The organism is Streptomyces sp. NPDC048461 (genome assembly GCF_055587105.1).
Map to the genome: position 1 here is coordinate 94,008 of NZ_JBVJGW010000002.1, position 18,680 is coordinate 112,687.

The 18,680-nt window shown below is 73.6% G+C and carries 17 protein-coding genes; 9 read left to right on the forward strand and 8 right to left on the reverse strand.

From position 1 onward, the window contains the following. Window positions 1–93: 93 nt before the first annotated feature. On the forward strand, window positions 94–1,029 hold the full coding sequence (locus ACZ6S8_RS03430; RefSeq protein ID WP_469452763.1) for an ABC transporter ATP-binding protein: 936 nt from the start codon (window positions 94–96) through the stop codon (window positions 1,027–1,029). A gap of 83 nt (window positions 1,030–1,112) precedes the next feature. Here ACZ6S8_RS03430 and ACZ6S8_RS03435 read toward each other — a convergent pair whose 3' ends face one another. Then, window positions 1,113–3,236, reverse strand: a complete 2,124-nt coding sequence (locus tag ACZ6S8_RS03435) for a prolyl oligopeptidase family serine peptidase (RefSeq protein ID WP_469452038.1) — start codon at window positions 3,234–3,236, stop codon at window positions 1,113–1,115. Between the two features lie 98 nt (window positions 3,237–3,334). Here ACZ6S8_RS03435 and ACZ6S8_RS03440 point away from each other — a divergent pair, with 98 nt between their 5' ends. After that, window positions 3,335–4,867, forward strand: a complete 1,533-nt coding sequence (locus tag ACZ6S8_RS03440) for an MFS transporter (protein ID WP_469452764.1) — start codon at window positions 3,335–3,337, stop codon at window positions 4,865–4,867. Between the two features lie 11 nt (window positions 4,868–4,878). Here the strand turns inward: ACZ6S8_RS03440 and ACZ6S8_RS03445 are convergent, their stop codons facing one another. From ACZ6S8_RS03445 to ACZ6S8_RS03455, 3 genes are all read right to left on the reverse strand, one after another. Then, window positions 4,879–5,508 carry a class I SAM-dependent methyltransferase gene (locus ACZ6S8_RS03445; RefSeq protein WP_469452040.1) on the reverse strand — a complete coding sequence of 210 codons (630 nt, stop codon included), beginning with the start codon at window positions 5,506–5,508 and terminating at the stop codon, window positions 4,879–4,881. A 10-nt stretch (window positions 5,509–5,518) separates the two neighbouring features. Then, window positions 5,519–6,985: a cytochrome P450 gene (locus ACZ6S8_RS03450; RefSeq protein ID WP_469452042.1), complete on the reverse strand. Its 1,467-nt coding sequence runs from the start codon at window positions 6,983–6,985 to the stop codon at window positions 5,519–5,521. A 126-nt stretch (window positions 6,986–7,111) separates the two neighbouring features. After that, on the reverse strand, window positions 7,112–7,606 hold the full coding sequence (locus tag ACZ6S8_RS03455; RefSeq protein ID WP_469452044.1) for an NUDIX domain-containing protein: 495 nt from the start codon (window positions 7,604–7,606) through the stop codon (window positions 7,112–7,114). Window positions 7,607–7,911: 305 nt separating this feature from the next. Here ACZ6S8_RS03455 and ACZ6S8_RS03460 point away from each other — a divergent pair, with 305 nt between their 5' ends. Beyond that, window positions 7,912–8,811 carry a GNAT family N-acetyltransferase gene (locus tag ACZ6S8_RS03460; RefSeq protein ID WP_469452046.1) on the forward strand — a complete coding sequence of 300 codons (900 nt, stop codon included), beginning with the start codon at window positions 7,912–7,914 and terminating at the stop codon, window positions 8,809–8,811. A gap of 40 nt (window positions 8,812–8,851) precedes the next feature. Here ACZ6S8_RS03460 and ACZ6S8_RS03465 read toward each other — a convergent pair whose 3' ends face one another. The 4 genes from ACZ6S8_RS03465 to ACZ6S8_RS03480 all read right to left on the reverse strand — a co-directional run bounded on the left by ACZ6S8_RS03465 (window position 8,852) and on the right by ACZ6S8_RS03480 (window position 13,561). Further along, window positions 8,852–9,232, reverse strand: a complete 381-nt coding sequence (locus tag ACZ6S8_RS03465) for a hypothetical protein (protein ID WP_469452048.1) — start codon at window positions 9,230–9,232, stop codon at window positions 8,852–8,854. 26 nt (window positions 9,233–9,258) lie between these two features. Further along, complete coding sequence (locus tag ACZ6S8_RS03470; protein ID WP_386534219.1) at window positions 9,259–9,636, reverse strand: hypothetical protein; 378 nt, start codon at window positions 9,634–9,636, stop codon at window positions 9,259–9,261. Window positions 9,637–9,739: 103 nt separating this feature from the next. Beyond that, window positions 9,740–10,186: a hypothetical protein gene (locus ACZ6S8_RS03475; protein ID WP_469452050.1), complete on the reverse strand. Its 447-nt coding sequence runs from the start codon at window positions 10,184–10,186 to the stop codon at window positions 9,740–9,742. A gap of 141 nt (window positions 10,187–10,327) precedes the next feature. Further along, window positions 10,328–13,561 (reverse strand): AfsR/SARP family transcriptional regulator, encoded by a 3,234-nt coding sequence (locus tag ACZ6S8_RS03480; protein ID WP_469452052.1) that lies wholly within the window; start codon window positions 13,559–13,561, stop codon window positions 10,328–10,330. Between the two features lie 218 nt (window positions 13,562–13,779). Between ACZ6S8_RS03480 and ACZ6S8_RS03485 the strand changes: the two genes are divergently transcribed. From ACZ6S8_RS03485 to ACZ6S8_RS03510, 6 genes are all read left to right on the forward strand, one after another. Next, window positions 13,780–14,445 carry a M15 family metallopeptidase gene (locus ACZ6S8_RS03485; RefSeq protein ID WP_469452054.1) on the forward strand — a complete coding sequence of 222 codons (666 nt, stop codon included), beginning with the start codon at window positions 13,780–13,782 and terminating at the stop codon, window positions 14,443–14,445. Window positions 14,446–14,470: 25 nt separating this feature from the next. After that, window positions 14,471–15,208 carry an RNA polymerase sigma factor gene (locus tag ACZ6S8_RS03490; RefSeq protein WP_469452056.1) on the forward strand — a complete coding sequence of 246 codons (738 nt, stop codon included), beginning with the start codon at window positions 14,471–14,473 and terminating at the stop codon, window positions 15,206–15,208. Further along, entirely contained in the window at window positions 15,205–16,092 is an 888-nt protein-coding gene (locus tag ACZ6S8_RS03495; protein WP_469452058.1) for a C40 family peptidase, read from the forward strand. The genes ACZ6S8_RS03490 and ACZ6S8_RS03495 overlap by 4 nt, the downstream gene beginning before the upstream one ends. A 97-nt stretch (window positions 16,093–16,189) precedes the next feature. Beyond that, entirely contained in the window at window positions 16,190–16,963 is a 774-nt protein-coding gene (locus ACZ6S8_RS03500) for a M23 family metallopeptidase (protein ID WP_469452060.1), read from the forward strand. After that, a complete protein-coding gene (locus ACZ6S8_RS03505; RefSeq protein ID WP_469452062.1) occupies window positions 16,957–17,364 on the forward strand; it encodes a hypothetical protein in 408 nt (135 codons plus the stop codon). Before ACZ6S8_RS03500 ends, ACZ6S8_RS03505 begins: the two co-directional genes overlap by 7 nt. A 109-nt stretch (window positions 17,365–17,473) precedes the next feature. Then, complete coding sequence (locus ACZ6S8_RS03510; RefSeq protein ID WP_469452063.1) at window positions 17,474–18,670, forward strand: hypothetical protein; 1,197 nt, start codon at window positions 17,474–17,476, stop codon at window positions 18,668–18,670. Window positions 18,671–18,680: the final 10 nt, after the last annotated feature.

Sequence of the window (18,680 nt, forward strand, 5' to 3'; positions counted from 1 at the left end):
ACCGCCGGCACCACCACCGCCACCGCCGCGGGGACACCCGGACCGCCCGGGGACGTCGGCGCCGAACCGCTGCTGTCCGTACGGGACCTCACCATGACCTTCCCCGGAAAGCGGTCGGTGACCGGGCGCCGGGGGGCGCCCGTGCGCGCCGTGGACGGGGTCTCCTTCGACCTGATGCCCGGCCGCACCCTCGGCCTGGTCGGGGAGTCGGGCTGCGGGAAGTCCACCACGGGCCGGATGCTCGTACGGCTGCTGCAGCCCACCTCGGGCACCGTCGCCTTCGAGGGCCGCGACATCAGCCGGCTCTCCCAGGGGGCCATGCGGCCGCTGCGCCGGAACATCCAGATGGTCTTCCAGGACCCCCACTCCTCCCTCAACCCCCGCCAGACGGTGGCCCGGATCATCTCCGACCCGCTGCTGGTCCAGGGCTGGAGCGCGGGCGACGCCCGCCGCCGGGCCGCCGAACTGATGGAGCTCGTCGGGCTGATCCCCGAGCACATCGACCGCTACCCGCACGAGTTCTCCGGCGGCCAGGCCCAGCGCATCGGCATCGCCCGCTCGCTGTCCACCAGCCCGCGGCTGATCGTCGCCGACGAGCCGGTCTCCGCCCTCGACGTGTCCGTACAGGCCCAGATCGTGAACCTGATGGAGCGGCTGCGCGCCGAGCTCGGGCTCGCGTACGTGTTCATCGCGCACGACCTGTCGGTGGTCAAGCGGGTCAGCGACCGCGTCGCCGTCATGTACCTCGGCCGGATCGTCGAGATCGGGGACCGCGCGTCCCTCTACGAGACCCCGCAGCACCCGTACACGCGGGCACTGCTGTCCGCCGTCCCGCTGCCCGACCCGGCGGCTGAACGGCGGCGGGAGCGGATCGTGCTGCTCGGCGACCCGCCGAGCCCGGCCGCCCCACCCCCGGGCTGCACCTTCCACCCGCGCTGCCCCAAGGCGCGGGACGTCTGCCGCACCGAACGGCCGCTGTTGCAGCTCGCCGCCTCCCGCGAGGTGGCCTGTCACTTCCCGGGTGACTGACGGGGATCACGGGAAGAGGCGGGGCCCCGGAGCCGATGGCGTCTCCGGGGCCCCGCCGCACGTCGCCCGGTGGACGGCGGGCCTCAGCCCAGCACCTCGCGGAAGAACTCCAGCTCCAGCGCCATCACCTTCTCCCGCGTGCCGCCCGGCGTCATGTGCGTGACCCCCGGCAGCGCCAGCAGGCGGTGCGGGCGGCCCGCGTCCGTCAGCGCCCGGGACAGGCGCAGCGTGTGGGACGGGTGCACGTTGTCGTCGGCCAGGCCCGTGGTCAGCAGCAGCGGCCGGGTCAGCTTCGGGGCGTCGGCGATCAGGGAGTCCCGTTCGTAGGCCCCCGGTTCCTCCTGCGGCAGGCCGAGGTACCGCTCGGTGTACGCGGTGTCGTAGTGCCGGAAGTCCGTCGGCGCGGCCCCGGCCGACGCCGCGTGGTAGACGTCCGGGCGGCGCAGCACCGCCAGCGCGGACAGGTAGCCGCCGTAGGACCAGCCGCGCACCCCGACCCGGCCGAGGTCGAGGTCCGGGTGCCGGGCCCCGAGCGCGTGGAGGGCCGCGACCTGGTCCTCCAGGGTGACCTCGGAGAAACCGCGGTGCACCGCATGGGTGAAGGCGGGCGAGACGTACGGGGTGCCGCGGTTGTCGACGGTCACCACCGCGAAGCCCTGATCGGCCCACCACTGCTTGGCCTGCCAGCGGCGCGGCTCGGCGCTGACGTCCTGGTAGCCGGGACCGCCGTACGCGTCGACCAGCACCGGCAGCCGCCGCCCGGGCACGTGGCCGCGGGGCAGCACCAGCGCGGTGGGGACCCCGTGCTCGGTGACCCGCTCCAGCACCGGCACCACCCGGTACGGCAGCGGCTGCGACAGGTCGGCGGGGGTGAACTCCCGCCCGTCGGGGGTGCGTACGGTCCGCCGGATCCCGTCGGCGTCGGCGCGGGTCAGCAGCAGCGTCCCGGCGTCGGCGAGCACGCTGTTGACCCCGGGGCCGTCGGCGAGCGGGGTCGCCGCGCCGGTCTCCGGGTCGAGCAGCAGGACCTGCTGTTCGGAGGGGTCGCGCAGGCCGGCCTCGACCAGCAGCCGTCCGCCGTGGACGCCGGCCGCGCGGCGGACCTGGATGCCGTCCCCGGTGAGCGGGACGCCGTCGACGGCGAGTCCGCGCGCGGTCCCGCCCGGGGTGTCGACGGCGGTCAGCATGCGCCCGCCGGGCAGCCGGGCCGGGGTGCCCGGCACCATCGGGTCCACCCACTGCGGGTGTTCGGTGCGCGACAGCTCCCGGGTGCGGCCGGTGGCCGGGTCGGCGCGGAGCAGCAGGACGGTGCGCTGGAGCCGGTCCTGGACGGTCAGCAGGATCTCGCCGGCGGCCGTGCCGGCGGCCGTCTCCTCGGCGGCCGTGTCGCCGGCGTGCCAGCCCGCGTCGGAGACGTACGGGTACGCCTCGGCGTCCCAGTCGACGCGCACCCGGGTGCCCGAGGGGCCGAGCACCCACAGCTGGACGTCCGCGTTGGGTCCGCCGGCCTCCGGGTAGGCGAAGTCCTCGGCCGGGAGTTCGGGATGGGCGGGGTCGGTGAACCAGCGCCGCTGGAGGGCGGATTCGTCGACGCGGGCGGCGAGCAGCGTCTGCCCATCGGGGGACCACCAGTGCCCGCGGGAGCGCCCCAGTTCCTCGGCGGCGGCGAACTCGGCGACGCCCCACCGGGCCCCGTCGTCGGGGCTGATCCGCCCGCCCGGGGTGACGTGGAGGGCGTCGCCGGTGACGTACGCGGTGCGGGATCCGTCCGCGTTGGGGCGGGGGTCGAAGGCGGGCCCCGCGGCCGGGAGCTCCTCGGGCGCTCCGGCCGGGCCGACGGTGCCGGCCGGGCCGGCCGCAGGGGCGGTGACCCGGTGGAGCCCTCCGTGGAGGGCGAAGACGGCGTGGCGGCCGTCGCCGGAGAGCGCGTACGAACCGATGCCGGCGGCGACGAGCCGGATCCGCTCGCGCAGCCTGCGCTCGGCGACCGGGAGGGCGCCGGGTACGGGGCCCGGCTGCCGCGGGTCGGCGAGCCGGGTCTCGGCGCCGGTGGCGGTGTCCAGCACCCAGAGGCCGTCGAAGGCGTCGGTGGGGCCGGTGGAGCGGAGGAACCAGAGCAGCCGGCCGTCGTCCCCGAACGCGAACGCGCGCGGGGCTCCGTGGGTGAACCGGGCGGTGTCGGCGGAGAGCCTGAGGAAGTCGTCCATCTTCGTAGTGTGACATGTGAAATATCACTCCCACTAGGCTGTTCGAGTGGTGACCCCAGGGGCGCGGGCTTAGCGTCGACTAGGTGGACCCGAACGCACTGCCGACCAGCAAGGGGACCGACGGCACGGTCCGAGGGGGCAAGAACGGTCTTGCGCTGATCGTGATCGCCTCCTGCCAGCTCATGGTCGTTCTCGACATCACCATCGTGAACATCGCGCTGCCGCACATCCAGACGGACCTCGGGTTCTCCACCGAGAGCCTCTCCTGGGTCGTCAACGCCTACACCCTCACCTTCGGCGGACTGCTCCTGCTCGGCGGCCGGGCGGGCGACATCCTGGGCCGGCGACGCGTGTTCATCTTCGGCGTCCTCCTCTTCGGCCTCGCCTCGCTGCTGGGCGGCTTCGCCCAGAACTCCGGCCAGTTGATGGCGGCCCGGGCCCTCCAGGGCGTCGGCGGAGCCATCGCCTCGCCGACCGCGCTCGCGCTGATCACCACCACGTTCCGCGAAGGCCCGGCGCGAACCCGGGCGTTCGGCGTGTTCGCCGGCGTATCGGCGGCCGGCGGCGCGATCGGGCTCCTCGCGGGCGGGATCCTCGTGGAGTGGCTCAACTGGCGCTGGGTGCTGTTCGTCAACGTCCCCATCGCCGTGCTGATCGCCCTCGCGACCCCCCGGGTCATCCGCGAGTCCAAGCGGCATCCCGGCCACTTCGACGCCGCGGGGGCCCTGTTGTCCACGCTCGGCATGGTGGCCCTGGTCTACGGGTTCATCCGCGCGTCCCAGGAGGGCTGGTCGGACGGGCTCACCCTGGCCTCCTTCGGGGCCGCCGTGGTCCTGCTGACCCTCTTCGTGTTCAACGAGCGGCGCTCGCCCCAGCCGATCACCCCGCTGCACATGTTCGCCGACCGCAACCGGGCCGGCACGTACGCGATCATGCTCTTCTTCGCCTGCGCGATCTTCGGCATGTTCTTCTTCCTGACCCTGTTCGTGCAGAACGTCCTGGGCTTCACCCCCATCCAGGCCGGGCTCGCCTTCCTCCCGGTCAGCGCGATGATCGCGCTGACGGCCGGACTCACCTCCCAGCTCCTGCCGAAGTACGGGCCGAAGCCGTTCATGGTCACCGGCTCGGTGCTCGCGGCCTCGGGCCTGGCGTGGCTCACGCAGACCGACGTGCACTCGACCTACCTGGGCAGCATCCTGGGCCCGATGCTGCTCTTCAGCGCCGGCATGGGCATGCAGTTCGTCTCCCTGACGCTGATGGCCCTGTCCAACGTGCCCGACCGCGAGTCCGGCGCGGCCTCCGGACTGCTGAACACCATGCAGCAGGTGGGCGGTTCGCTGGGCCTGTCCATCCTCGTCACGGTGTTCGGAACCGCCAGCCGCCACGAGGCCAAGGAGCAGGCGGGCTCCTTCCTGAGCACGGCGACCCCGCAGCAGAAGGCGACGTTCCTCCAGACGCAGCAGCTGCCGAAGCCGTGGAGCGACCAGGTCCTCACCTCGGGCGTGAGCGCGGCCTTCGTCGCGGCGGCGGTCTTCACCCTGGCCACGGCCCTGATCGCCCTCTTCGTCATCCAGGTCAGGTCCTCGGACCTCGAACGCCTCAAGGGCAGTCACACGCCGACGGCGGTTTAGGGGGGAATCCGTCAGGCCCGCCTGGCCAGTACGTGGGCGTCCAGGAAGCCGCGGTCGGAGGCGGGGTCGTGGAGCAGCCGGGCGAACGGGACGAGGCCGGCGCCGGCCAGCAGGCCGGCGAAGCGGTCCACCGGCCAGCTGTAGGCGTCCGTCACCTTGTGGTCGAAACGGACCGGCTCCGGCCCGTCGGTCGCGAAGAACGAGGCCAGCAGCAGACCCCCCGGTACCAGGACCCGCACCTGCTCGGCGAGCAGCGCGGGCAACTCCTCAGGCGGGGTGTGGATCATGGAGTAGTGGGCCAGCACCCCGCCGAGCGCGCGGTCCCCGACCGGCAGGGCCTCCATCCGCGCCTCGTCGAACCGCAGCGCCGGATGGGCCCGCCGGGCGTGGCCGACCATGGCGGGGGAGAGGTCGAGCCCGAAGGCGTCCAGCCCCAGGTCGTGCAGTACGGCCGTCAGGTGTCCGGGCCCGCACCCGACGTCGGCCGCCCGCGGGTTCCCCGTCGCGCGCACCAGCTCGGCGAAGGTGCCGATCATGGCCCGGGTGAACGGCCGCGTCTCCAGCCGGTCGGCGAACAGCGACGCGTACAGCTCGACGACGCCGTCGTAGGCCGCCCGGGTCTCGTTCTGGTGCTCCGCCACGGCAGGAAGGCTACCGGCCCGCCGGACGGCGGATCCGGCAGCGTGCGGGGCCCCCGGTGCGCAGGGTGATGCCGGCGCTGACCGGGATCTCGGTGTCCACGGCCTCGAAGGCGTGGTCCCGCAGGATCATCGCCAGCGCGATCACCGACTCCAGCATCGAGAAGTGCTGCCCGATGCAGGCGCGCGGGCCGCCGCCGAAGGGGAACCACGCGTAGCGGTGCCGCCCGGCCTCGGCCTCCGGGGTGAAGCGGTCGGGGTCGAAGCGGTCCGGATCCGGCCAGTGGTCCGGGTGGCGGTGCGTCACCCACGGCGCCAGGATCACGTCGGCGCCCGCCGGCACGGTGTGGCCGCCGACCTCGGTGGCCGCGACCGCCTTGCGGCCGATGACCGGGGCGGCCGGGTAGAGCCGCATGGCCTCCTTGAGCACCTGCGTGACGTACGGCAGGCGGTCCAGGTCGGCGGCCCCGGGCGTACGGTCGCCCAGCACCCGGGAGATCTCCTCGCGGGCCCGGTCCTGTGCCTCGGGGTGCAGGGCCAGCAGGTGCAGGGCGAAGGCGAGGGAGGTGGCGGTCGTCTCGTGCCCGGCGAGCAGGAAGATCAGCACCTGGTCGCGCAGCTCGGCGGCGTCGAACCCGCCGCCGGACGCGTCCCCTTCGGCCCCGGGGTTCTCGGCGGCCGCGAGCAGCGTCAGCAGGTCCTCGCCGGGACCGTCCGCGCCGGGGCCGTCCGCGGGCGCGCTGCGCCGCTCGGCGATGATCCGGTCGCAGACCGCGTACAGCTCGTCCATCGCGGCCGCCGCCCGCCGGTTGGAGGGGGTGGGCCAGGTGCGCGGGATGGTGGCGGGGGAGTAGCCGCGGCGCAGCACGTAGTCGGTGATGACCGGGAAGCACCGGTGCACGACCCCGACGGTGGCGTCCGTGTCGGTACCGAACAGGATGCGGGAGACGGCGCGCAGGGCGAGTCCCGTCATCTCCTCGCAGACGTCGACGACTCCGCCCCGTGCCTCCTGCCAGGAGTCGAGGGTCGCGCGGGTCTCGGCGGCGACCGCGTCGGCGTACCCGTCTACCCGGCGGCGCGTGAACAGCGGCTGGACCAGCCGCCGCTGGCGCAGGTAGTCCTCGTCCTGGCTGGTCAGCAGACCGTTGCCGAAGGAGTCCCGCACCTCCTGGTAGAAGGGGTTGTCCTTGCGGAAGTTGGCCGATTCCGAGGCGAGGACCTGCTGGGCGCCCTCGGGGGAGAAGACGCAGTACAGCTCCGCGCGCAGCCCGGGCGGCCCCGCCGTGATCCGTACGACGTCGCCGTGGCGCTGCCGGGCCCGCAGGTAGGTGCCGAGCGAGTCCGCCTTCAGGTCGAGCAGCGAGCCGAGGAGCGGGATGCCCGCCAGCCCCGGCACCGCCGTACCCGTACCTGCCGTACCCGCCGTGCCCGTACCGGCGCCCGTCCGCGTACCCGTACCCGCATCCGTCCCCCGTGCCATGGCCGCCCCCTCGTCCCCGTACCGACGGCCCGATTCTGCCGAACGGTACGGTGCGGGGCGAGGATCCGGCTCCCATCCGGCCGGATTACGCCGTCCACGGGCCCGGCAAGATCCGAAAGAGACGGTCTAAGGGGTCTCCATGTACGCCACGGTCCCGGCGCGCCGGGCCGCGTCGATCACCGCGAGACGGGCGAAGTTGCGCGGCGTCATGACGGCTTCCCACTCGGCCACGGTGTGGACGGCGACCTCCGTGTGTTCGACGGGGTCGAGGACGAAGGAGGCGATCTGCTCGTCGGTGAGGACGCCCCCGTCGAAGACGAAGCCGATGTGGTTCACCGGCCAGGCGTCGCCCTGATGCCCGATGAAATGGGTGCCGAGCAGCCGCGGTTCGCCCGCGAAGGCCATGCCCGTCTCCTCCAGGCACTCGCGCACGGCGCACTGCCAGGGGGTCTCGCCCGGATCCATGTTCCCGCCGGGCCACTGCCAGGGCTCCGACCGGGAGTAGGTGGCCCGCAGTTGCACGGGCCGTCCGGCGGAGTCGGTGAAGTAGAGGCAGGCGTAGCTGGTCGCCCGGGCGATGGTGGCGATGTACTCCGCGGGCGGGAGCCAGGCAGCGGTCACGAACGGCCTCCTGTCGAGAGCCCGGGCCCGTGGAGGAACCCGGAACCGGCGTACGGCGGTCGGACCGATTGTCCCGCAGCCCGGCCGACGGCAGGACGGCGCGCAGCGGGCACGGGGAAATCCGTGGACGGGCCCGCGGTGGATCACCTACCGTGTGGCTCCACGCCCTGAGACGGAGGGAAGGAGGCGAGTGCCGTGCAGATCACAGCTTTTCAGCGCTCCCTCCCGTCTTCCCGTGGTCCCGGCGTGGTTCGCGCGGTCTGACCGGGAGCGCTCCACTCAGCAGCCTTGTCCCGGAGGAATCCATGACCGACGTGGTCATCCGCGCGCTCTCCACGAGCGACGCCCGTCTTTTCGACGCACACCCCGACCCCCTCGGCGCCCGTGAGGGCCACCGGCGCACCCGGTTCCGTCCCGACTGGAAGCGCGTCGCCCTGCGCGACGGCGAGGTCGTCGCACGGGGCGCGTGGTGGGGCGGCCCCGACGACCCGGAGCCCGTCAACATCAACTGGTTCGACGTGGCCGAGGGCGAGGAGGAGGCCGGAGCCGAACTCCTGCGCTCCGCGCCCTGGCAGGTCGAACTCGAGATCAACCTGCCCGGCGGCTGGCGGGAGAAGACCGACCTGCGCGCCGCCGCCGAAGCCCGCTTCGCCGCCGCCCGGGCCGCCGGGTACGACCTCCTGGTGGAACGCTTCCTGTACCGATGGACCCCGGAGCGGGGTCTGCCCGAGCGGCCCGGACGCCTGCGCTTCGGCGCAGAACCCGACGACGCCGTGTTCTTCGACGCGCTGCGCCGCATCCACTCCGTCACCCTGGACGCCCACGCGCTCAAGGCGATCGCGGAGGGCGGCCTCGACCGGGCCGCCCAGGAGGAACTCGACTTCTTCCACTGGTGCCCCTCCCCGCGGGAGTGGTGGCAGACCGCGTACACGCCGGAGGGCGACCTGGCCGGCATCCACATCCCCGCCCACAACCCCTCCGGCCCGACCGTCGGCTTCATCGGGGTCGTTCCGGAACAGCGCGGCCACGGCTACGCCTACGACCTCCTCGCGGAGTGCACCCACGTCCTCGTGGAGCAGGGCGCGGAGTCCGTCAGCGGGGCGACCGACCAGGGCAACTTCCCCATGGCCGCGAACTTCGCCAAGGCCGGCTACCCCGTGACCAGCGAGCGCCTCAACTTCCACCCGCCGGTCCGGGCGGCCTAAGGGGTGTCGTCGGAGTCGGTTCACCCGCTCCCCGGACCGGTCAGCATCCGGGGATGCCGGGGGCCGGGTCGGCCCCCACGTTGACGTTGCCGCCCCACATCCACACGTTGCCGTAGATGTGGCCGATGTCGTAGTCGATGACGGTGCCGAGGTACCAGACGTCCGTGGTGTATCCGCCCGCGGTGACGCGCTGGCCCCGGGTGTAGCACTCGATGCCGGCCTCGGTCACCTTCGTCGTGGTGCCCCAGATCCGGCTGTTGGTCCTGGGGGCGTCGCGCAGATTGCTGTGGGCCTGCACGGTCGTCGCGTAGCCGTCGGTGCCGGCGGGTGCGGCCCCGGCGGGCCCGGCGGCGCCGAGCAGGGACAGGGCCGCGCCGAGCGCGAGCCCGGCGGCCGCAGCGGGCCTGCTTCGCTTGGTCATGGGGTGCTCCTCAGTGCGGTTCGGGATCAGCAGGGCGAGACGTCGGGGGACGGGTCGGCGCCGACGTTGACGTTGCCGCCCCACATCCAGACGTTGAGATAGGCGTGCGCCGGGGTCGCGTCGTCGTCGAAGACGTTGCCGAAGTACCAGACGTCGGTGCCGTAGTTGCCGACCTTCACGTACTGGCCGCGCTTGTAGCACCTGACGTACGCCGTGCTCTGGAACTGGGTGGTGCCCACGAGCCGGCTGTTCGTGGTGGCTGCCTCCCTGATGTTGCTGCGGGCCTGGACGGTGGTGTTCACGGCCTGTGCGGAGGCCTCCGCACTACCCGCCGCCCCGAGGAGGGAGACGGTCGCGCCGAGCGCCAGTCCCGTCGCCGCCAGCCTGGTGGATCGCTTCGCCATGGTCTTCTCCTCTGTCACGAACGCGTTCTGTTCGGCTCTACGACGGACGGGGCGGTGCATCCGTATGACCGTGCCGCGGGCCGCTTTCACGGATTTCCAGCTGTCAGAAGGAGCAGTCGTCGACGTGGGCCAGGTGCTCGTCCCCCGTGATGTAGACGTTGTTCACCCAGCCCCACGGTCCGCTCGGCGACTCCACGTAGGTCCACCACCGGCTGCTGTAACCGGAGTCGCTGACGAGCTCCCCCTGCTTCTGGCAGTAGGCGGTCACGGTGGTCCGGGACACCGTTGCCACGACCTGGCAGTTCTGCCGGGAGGGGAAGGTCTTGCACGTTTCGAAGGGGATTCCCGAGGCGGCGTTGCGGACGTTCACTCCGGTCGCCCACACGTGGACCTCCGTGAAGTCCATGGCCGCGGCCCCAGCCCCGGCGGGCCGCACGGTCGGCGTCGGCTGCCCGGTCGCCGACGCGGTCGCGGGACCGGCCAGCGCCGCGGCGGCGACGAGGAGCGACGTGGTCAGCGCCCGGAGCGTGCGCGGTGACGTGTTCGGCATGGTGGAGGCCTCTTCCGGCAGTGGTCGCGGGCGGCGGGTGCCGCGCCGTTCGCACCGGTGACGGGGAGCGGTCGCCTCCCGTATGAGCGCCGGGGGTGCCGGTGCGTACCGGGCCGGATTCCACGCCGTACAACGGCTGCCTCAGTGCCCCGGGGCGTCCCCCGCTTCCGGGCGTTCCCCCGCTTCCGGGCGTTCCCGGGCCTCGCGGGTGCCGAGCCTGCGGAAGACCTCGTACGCCTCCTGTTCGCACTCGCGTGCCGTCGCGGGCCGGCCCTGGGCCAGTGCGGCGCGGGCCAGGTCCCGCAGGGTGCGCGCGCGCCACAGCGGCAGTTGCAGTTTGTCCCACAGCCCGAGTGCCTGTCGCAGGGTCTCGGTAGCCGTCTCCCAGTCGCACGCGGCGAGGTGCCACTCGCCCATGGTGCGCAGGACGAGGGCCTCACCGAACATGTCCTGCCGCTCGCGGGTGATCTCCAGACACCGGTCGAGCCGCTGCCGGGGCCCGGCCCTCCGGCCCTGCCGGAACTCCACCTTGGCCAGCGACATGCTCGCGTACATGACGCCGAAGGCGTCGTCCGTCTCCTCGAAGACGGCGAGGGACTGCCGCAGCAGGTCTTCCGCTCGCGCCAGGTCCCCCCGCGCCCGGTGGCACAGGCCCAGTGAGCGCAGCGCGAGCGCCTCGCCGTGCCGGTCCCGGGCGGTGACGTACAGCGTGCGGGCTCGGGAGATCGCCTCCCACGCCTCGTCGTCGCGGCCCTGCTCGCGGTGGACGGACCCGATGCCGTACAGCACATGGGCCATGGAGGCGATGTCCTCCGGCTCCCGGTACTGGTCGAGCGCCGAGGTCAGCAGGGGCAGCGCCTCGTCGAAGCGGGCCTGTTCGCGGCGGGCCGCGCCCATGCCGGCCCGTGCGCCCGCGCAGCCGGTGCGTACGGACCGCTCCTCGAACAGGCCGAGCGCCAGGGCGAAGAACGCGTACGCCTCGTCGAAGCGGTCCTGCTCCAGGCGGAGCTGGCCCAGGCCGATCAGCAGCCAGGCCTCGCCCTCGACGTCCCCGCCCCGGCGCACCGCCGCCAGGGCCACGTCGTGGGAACGGGACCACGCGTCGAACTGGTTGTACAGGGCCACGGAGGCGGCCATGAGGGTGGCGGCGAGCTCGCGGGCGGCGTCGAACATTCCGTGGTCCGCGCAGTGGATGACGGCGGACAGCAGACACGGCTGTTCGGCGGCGAACCACGCGACCGGCTCGTCCGTCAGGCGGGCCGACGCTTCCGCCGGCGGGACCGGCCCGTCCGACGCCCGCGCCGGCCCGTCCGCCGGGATCCCGGCGGATCGGTCCGCGGCCCGCGCCGGCCCGTCCGCAGCGGTGACGGGGAGGAGCCGTGACGCGCCACCCGGGCCGTGGGCCGCCGCGACGCGGGCCATGGCCAGCCAGCGGTCGACCAGTCTGCGCACCGCCGTCTCCCGTTCCTCCGGAGCCTCGTCGGCCAGGCAGCGCTCCCGGGCGTACTCGCGCGCCAGGTCGTGGATCCGGTAGCGCGTCGTGCCCGTCTCGTCGGTCCCCACGACCTCCACGAAGTGGCAGTCCACGAGTCGTTCGACCGCGTCCTCCGCATCGTCCTCGTCCACGTCCAGGAGCGGCCCGGCGATCCACGCGGCGAAGTCGGGCAGATCCATCAGGGCCAGCCGGCGCAGGGCGCGCTGCTCCTGCTCGGCCAGGTCCGCGTAACCCATTCCGAGGCTCGCGCGCACCTCCAGGTCGCCCGCCTGCAGTTCGTCCAGCCGGCGGCGCTCGTCCCTCAGGCGCGACACGAGCCGTGCCGGCGTCCAGTGGGGGCGGGCGGCGAGACGGGCGCCGGCGATGCGGACGGCGAGCGGAAGCCGACCGCACAGCGCGACGATCTCGGCGGCCCGTTCGGGATCCAGCGCGGGCCGGGCCGGACCGGCCACACGGGCCAGCAGGTCCAGCGCCTCCGTTTCGGACGGCACCCCCAGGTCGAGGTGGGCGGCGCCCTCCAGCGCGACGAGCCGGCGGCGGGCGGTGATCAGCACGGCCGAGCCGCCGCCCGGCGGGAGCAGCGGACGCAGCAGGGCCTCGCTGACAGCGTTGTCGAGGACGAGCAGGACCCTGCGGTGCGCGATGTGCGTGCGGTACAGCCCGAGGAGGTCCTCCTCGTCGCGCGCCGGTGTCTCCGGGTCCACCCCGAGGGCGCGCAGCAGCCGGGCCAGGGCATCGGCGGTCCGCACCGGCTCGGAGTCCGAGGCGCGCAGGTCCACGAAGAGCTGTCCGTCGGGGAAGAGCGCGGCGGTGCGATGGCCCACGTGGACGGCCAGGGCGGTCTTGCCGGTGCCCGACCGGCCGGAGATCACCCCGATGCGCGGCGCCGTGCGCAGCGGGTTGCGCACCTCCTCCAGCAGGGAGGTCACCCAGGCCGTCTGCTCGGTGCGGCCCACGAAGTCGGCCGCGTCGGGAGGCAGTTGTGTGGGCACGGGACGGCCGCCGGCGTCGTGGGGCCGGTCGGCGCGGCGGGTTGCCGGTACGTCCTCGCCCGAGCGCGGGGGAGCCGCCGTCGGCGCGGGCACCGCTCCCTTCCCGGCGAGCGCGGCCCTTCGGGCAGCCGGCGCCCCCAGCACCGTGGTGTCCGCCCGGAGCAGGGACTGGTGCAGCGCGCGCAGTTCCGGGCCGGGGTCCGCGCCCAGTTCCGTACGGAGCAGCCGGCGGCCCTCGTCGTAGACGCGCAACGCGTCGGGCATCCGGCCGGTACGGAACAGGGCGGTCATCAGCTGGCCGCGCGGGCGCTCCCTGAGGGGGTGGGCGGCGACATGGGCGACGAGTTCGGAGACGAGGTCCGTGCGGCGGTCCAAGGCCAGTTCGGCGGAGAAGCGGAACTCCTGTGCCTCCAGCCGGAGTTCCATCAGGCGCATGGCCTCGACGCGGGCGAAGGACTGGCCGAGTCCCTCCAGGGCGTCCCGGCCGCGCCACAGGCGCGACGCCGCCTGGAGGGTCTCCACGGCCTCCTCCGCCCGCCCGTCGAGGGCCGCCTCCCGGCCGGCCGCGAACGACTTCTCGAAGCGGCGGGCGTCCACGGCGTCGGGCGGGAACTCGGCGACGTAGCCCGGGGTGCGGGTACGGATGGACTCCGCGCCCTCCGCAGCGGCCAGGGCCCGGCGCAGTCCGGAGACGTGCGACGCGACGAGCGCCCGCGCGGTGGCGGGCGGCTCCTCCTCCCAGACCAGATCGACGAGCCGTTCGACGGACAGCACCTCGCCGAGATGCACGACGAGAGCCGCGAGGATCGCGGTCGGTTTGGCGCCGTTCAGCGCGATCCGGCGCCCCCCGCTCACCACCTCGACCGGACCCAGAAGGCGAAGGTCCACCGTGTCCCCCGATTTCACGTTCCGCATCCGGGGACAACGTGTCGGCCCCCACTGAGGTGTACGCCCCACACCGGCCCCCGGTTTCACGGACGACCGATGTGGCGAACAGGTGACCGAAACCCGTCGGGTCTGCAGTCCTGGTGGCCCGTTCCCGGCGATGCATGGCTCCTGCAGAAGATCTGCATCGATCCTGCAGCGCCCGCCCCGACGCTGTGAGCGTGACGGACATCATCCTCCTCTCGGACCCCCGGGTCGCCGCCACGCGTGTCACCGAGAACGGTGAACCCCTGGTCGACGCCCGGGAGATCGCCGCACTGCGGGTCGACACGCGGAAGACCGACCGCGACGGCTCGTACGCACATCTGCGGGCCGACGTGCTGCGCCGGCTCCTGCTCGCGCAGCAGGCACTGCCCCCGGGCATCCGCCTGCTGATGGTGGAGGGCTTCCGGCCGCCCGCCCTGCAGCGCCGCTACTTCGACGAGTACGCGGCGGCCCTGCGCACGGCGCACCCGGACGCCGGGCCGGACCGGATCCGCGAGCTGGCCAGCGCGTACATCTCGCCCCCGGAGGTCGCCCCGCACGTCAGCGGCGGTGCGGTGGACCTGACGCTGTGCACCGACGACGGGGCCGAGCTGTCCCTCGGTACGGAGGTCAACGCCACCCCCGAGGAGAGCGGGGGCGGCTGCCGCACCGCCGCGCTCAACGTCGGCTCCCACGCCCGGGCCAACCGGGCGGCGATGGGCCGGGCCATGACGGCGGCGGGGTTCGTCAACTACCCGACCGAGTGGTGGCACTGGTCCTACGGGGACCGGTACTGGGCGCTCCTGACCGAAGCGCCGGCGGCCAAGTACGGTCCCGCCTCCCTGAGCCCGACCCCAGCCTGAGACAGCCCGACCCCGGGGGAACACCGTGGAGAGCACCTGCATCACGACGACGACCACGTCGGCCGAGACCTCCCCAACCGAGCCGCCGAGCACGAGCACGAGCGCGAGCACCAGCACCAGCACCAGCACGAGCGCGAGCGCGAGCGCGAGCGCGAGCGCGAGCGCGAGCGCGGCGACCTTCACCGACCACATGACCGCCGCCGAGTTCGACGAGGCGTTCACCGCCGTGATGCCGAGGCTGCGGCGCCGGCTGCTGGCGCTGACCGGCAATCCACACGACGCCGACGACCTGCTGCAGGAGACGTACCTGAGACTCTCCCGCCGGGCGCGTGCCCACACCCTGACGCGGCAGCAGCAGCCGTACGCCTACACCTGCGCGGCGGCGCTGAACCTCCTGCGCGATCTGTGGCGGCACCCCTCGCGCCAGGAGCGCTGCACCGACCGGCTGCCGGAACGCGGCTGGGACGGCGGCTTCGCCGGCAGGGAGGCCGAGGCGGTGACGGCCGCTCTGCTGCGCGGGCTGTCCCCCAAGGAGGCGGCCGCCGTGATCCTGGTCGACATCGAGGGCCTGACCCACGACATGGCGGGGGAACGCCTCGGCGCACACCGCGGCACGGTCCAGCGCAACCGCATGCGCGGCCTCGCCAAGATCCGCGCCGCGCTCGCCGCACAGGAACCGGCCTCCGCACGGCGGCCGCACGGCCTCCGACGCCCCGTACAGCACCTGCGCACCTCGCACCGACCACCCCGGGGGAACCCATGAACCGCACCCACCGCACCCTCGCCACGGCGGGAGGGCTTCTGCTCTCCGCCGTGTTGGCCTGTACCGGTACGGCGACGGCCGCCTCATCGCCGGTGTCTTCGCCGGTCCCGACGGCGGCCGCGGCCACCACCGACTGCCGTCCCCTGACGGACGCGTCGGCCCAGGCGCTGGCGATCGTCAACGCCGCCTGCTCACAGATCGGGGTGCCGTACTCGTGGGGCGGCGGTTCCCTCCACGGGCCGACGTACGGTCAGGACTATCCCGGCGGCGGCCCCGGCGCCCACGACAGCCGGGTGAAGGGCTTCGACTGCTCGCACCTCGTGCAGTACGCGGCCTGGCAGGGAGCGGGCATCGCCCTGCCCGAGGGGACGTGGAACCAGGCCCGGTGGAGCGGCGCCACCGCCCGGTTCACCCGCGCCCAGGGGACCGCTCCGCTGCAGCCGGGCGATCTGCTGCTGTGGGGGTCGGACCCGGCCAACCTCGGCAGCGTCCACCACATCGCCGTCTACCTCGGCAACGGCAAGATGGTCGAGGCCCGGGAGTCCGGCACGCTCGTGCGGGTCAGCGACGTACGGCTGGACTCCCAGTACGCGGGCGCCCTGCGCATCGCCGGCGCCCAGCAGCCGCCCGCCGACACCAAGCGGTTCATGACCTGGGGCACCCAGGTGGGCCTCCGTCCCGAGCCCGGCACCCGGAAGCCTGCCGTGACCCGGCTGCCCGGCCCCACGGCCGTGGACGTGCTCTGCCAGGCACGGGGGGAGACGGTCACCGCCGAGGGCTACACCAACGACGCCTGGTCGTACCTGCCCGCGTACAAGGCGTGGATCTCGAACATCTACATCAACGACCCGGCGGCCTGGCTGCCCGGGGTTCCCACCTGCTGACCCACCGCTTCCCGCACGCTGCTCACGACTCTCGCACCTCTCTCATCTCTCTCGCACCTCTCATCTCTCTCACATCGCTCACAGAGGAGACCCCGTCATGCGCACGCTCAAGCGCACCCGGTCCATCGGCCTGCTCGTCGCCGCGGTCACCGCGGCCGGGCTGGTCCCGCTCGCGGCCGGCCAGGCCGCCGCCGCCCCGCCCGCCAAGGCCGCCGGGTACGCCGGTTCCTGCCCCGCGGCCGGCACGGTGACCCAGGGCTGGCACTCCGGCCACGACGGCGTGGACATCGCCAACGGCCGCGGTACGCCGATCCACTCCGCCGGGCCCGGCACCGTCATCGTCTCCGGCACCGCCAGCGGCTACGGTCAGTGGATCCGCATCAAGCACGACGACGGCACCGTCACCGAGTACGGCCACATGTACGAGCGCCTCGTCTCCGTGAACCAGCGCGTCAGCAGCGGCCAGCTGATCGCGCGCATGGGCTCCGAGGGCCAGTCCACCGGCCCGCACCTGCACTTCGAGGCCCACTCCTCCACGGCCAGCACCCGGGGCATGGACCCCGTCGCCTATCTGGCCGAGCGCGGTGTGGGCCTGCCCTGCACCCCGGGCAGCGGAACGCCCGGCACGAACTTCACCACCTGGGGCACATCGGTCCGGGTGCGCGCCGACGCCCGGCTCGCCGCGGCGGTCGTGCGCACGCTGACCGGGCCGACGCCGGTCCACGTGCAGTGCCAGAAGCGCGGCGACTCGGTCACCGCCGAGGGCTACACCAATGACGCCTGGTCCTACATCCCGGCGCTCGGCGGCTACATCTCCAACATCTACATCGACCACCCGGCCGCCTGGCTGCCCGGGGTGGGCACGTGCTGACCGTCGCCCTCGCCGGCAGGAAGGGTGCCGCGGCGGCGGCCCTCGCCGCGGCACTGCTCCTCGCCCCCGGCCTCACCTCGTCCGCCCGGGCCGCCGACTCGGCGCCGTGCACCCCCGACCGGAACTACCCCGGTACGTTCCTGTGCCCGATCTGGGGCTCGAACATCAATCTGCGTTCCGCCCCCGACCCCCAGGCCCAGGTCACCGCCACCTCGCCCCCCGGCGGCGTCCTCAGAGTGCAGTGCCAGGTCAAGGGCGGCCGCGCGACCTACGGCGACTACTGGCACACGTGGTGGGTCAAGACCCCGGCGGTGGGCATGGCCCCGTCCTCCTACATGAGCGAGATCTTCCTCGTCGGAGGCGGCAACGACGAGCCGGACACGGGTCTGCCGACCTGCTGAACGACGGCCCGCACCGACCGGATGCCCCCGGGACCACGGCAGGTCCCGGGGGCATCCGCTTCCACCTCCACCTCCCCCTCCACCGACCCCGAGGACGACCATGATGACCTTGAGCAGCACACGGAGCGCGGTGCGGGCGGGCGCGCTGACCGCCGCCCTCGCCGCGTTCCTGTGCACCACCGCGACGACCGCCTCCGTCGCCTCCGCTGAGCCACCCTCGGCGCGCCCGGCGGCGGTTCAGGCCGACGTGCCCGCCGGGGTGACGGCGGGCGTCGCCGTCTTCGACCGCCAGACCGGCACCTTCACCGAACAGCTCAACACCGCCGCACAGTTCAGGTCCGCGTCGGTGGTGAAGCTGCTGATCGCCCTGGACGTGCTCTGGAACCGAAGCCCCGACGCCCTGCCGGCCGCCGACCGGGCCCGGATCGACACCATGCTGCGCGGCAGCGACGACACGGCCGCGAGCACGTTCTGGTCCAACAACGGCTCGGGGGCGATCGTCGACCGGATGGTCACCCGGCTCGGCCTGACGGACACCGCCCGGCCGCCGTCCACCCACCCCGGCTACTGGGGCTACACGGCCCTCTCGGCCCGTGACACCGTGAAGATCTACCGCCATCTGCTGGACTCCGCCCCGGCGGCGACGCGCGACTACCTCCTCGGTGACCTGCGGCAGTCCACCCGCTGCGCCACCGACGGCTACGACCAGCACTTCGGCATCGCCGGCTCCTTCAACCGCCCCTGGGCCGTCAAGCAGGGCTGGTCGGGGTTCAGTTCGGGCGGCTGCACGGCGCCGACCGCGAAGGCCGCCAACGCAGCCGAGGGCGCCGGGGCCACCGGGGAACCGGCGGCAACGGATGCCCGGACGCCGGCGGGCGCCGAGGCCGTGGACCTCTCCCGTCCCGCACTGCACACGACGGGTGTGGTGGGCGCGGGCGACCGTTCCATCGTGGCGGTCTTCACCCTGCACCCCGGCGGAACGTCCTACGGCAAGGCCTACACGGACATCGGACGGCTGACCCGTTCGCTGAACGTCCCCGGCGCCTCCCGCCCCGCCGGTACGTGGGTCGGCACCTGGGGCACCGGGGTTCGGGTCCGCACCCAGGCGACGACCACCTCCGGGGCGATCACCACGCTGCCCGCCGGGGTCGAGGTCCTGGTCGGCTGCCAGAAGCGCGGCCAGCAGGTCAGCCAGCCGCCCTACGTCAACGACTGGTGGGCCCACCTTCCGCAGTACGGCGGCTACATGACCAACATCTATCTCAGCGTGCCGGAGAACCAGGTGCCCGGAGTGCCCGTCTGCTGACCGCGCCGCG

Excerpts from the sequence above, each read along its gene's own strand:
- ACZ6S8_RS03435 (WP_469452038.1), bottom strand. The coding sequence starts at position 3,236 with ATGGACGACTTCCTCAGGCTCTCCGCCGACACCGCCCGGTTCACCCAC.
- ACZ6S8_RS03495 (WP_469452058.1), top strand. The coding sequence starts at position 15,205 with ATGAACCGCACCCACCGCACCCTCGCCACGGCGGGAGGGCTTCTGCTC.
- ACZ6S8_RS03470 (WP_386534219.1), bottom strand. The coding sequence starts at position 9,636 with ATGGCGAAGCGATCCACCAGGCTGGCGGCGACGGGACTGGCGCTCGGC.
- ACZ6S8_RS03430 (WP_469452763.1), top strand. The coding sequence starts at position 94 with ATGACCTTCCCCGGAAAGCGGTCGGTGACCGGGCGCCGGGGGGCGCCC.
- ACZ6S8_RS03465 (WP_469452048.1), bottom strand. The coding sequence starts at position 9,232 with ATGACCAAGCGAAGCAGGCCCGCTGCGGCCGCCGGGCTCGCGCTCGGC.
- ACZ6S8_RS03450 (WP_469452042.1), bottom strand. The coding sequence starts at position 6,985 with ATGGCACGGGGGACGGATGCGGGTACGGGTACGCGGACGGGCGCCGGT.
- ACZ6S8_RS03475 (WP_469452050.1), bottom strand. The coding sequence starts at position 10,186 with ATGCCGAACACGTCACCGCGCACGCTCCGGGCGCTGACCACGTCGCTC.
- ACZ6S8_RS03460 (WP_469452046.1), top strand. The coding sequence starts at position 7,912 with ATGACCGACGTGGTCATCCGCGCGCTCTCCACGAGCGACGCCCGTCTT.
- ACZ6S8_RS03500 (WP_469452060.1), top strand. The coding sequence starts at position 16,190 with ATGCGCACGCTCAAGCGCACCCGGTCCATCGGCCTGCTCGTCGCCGCG.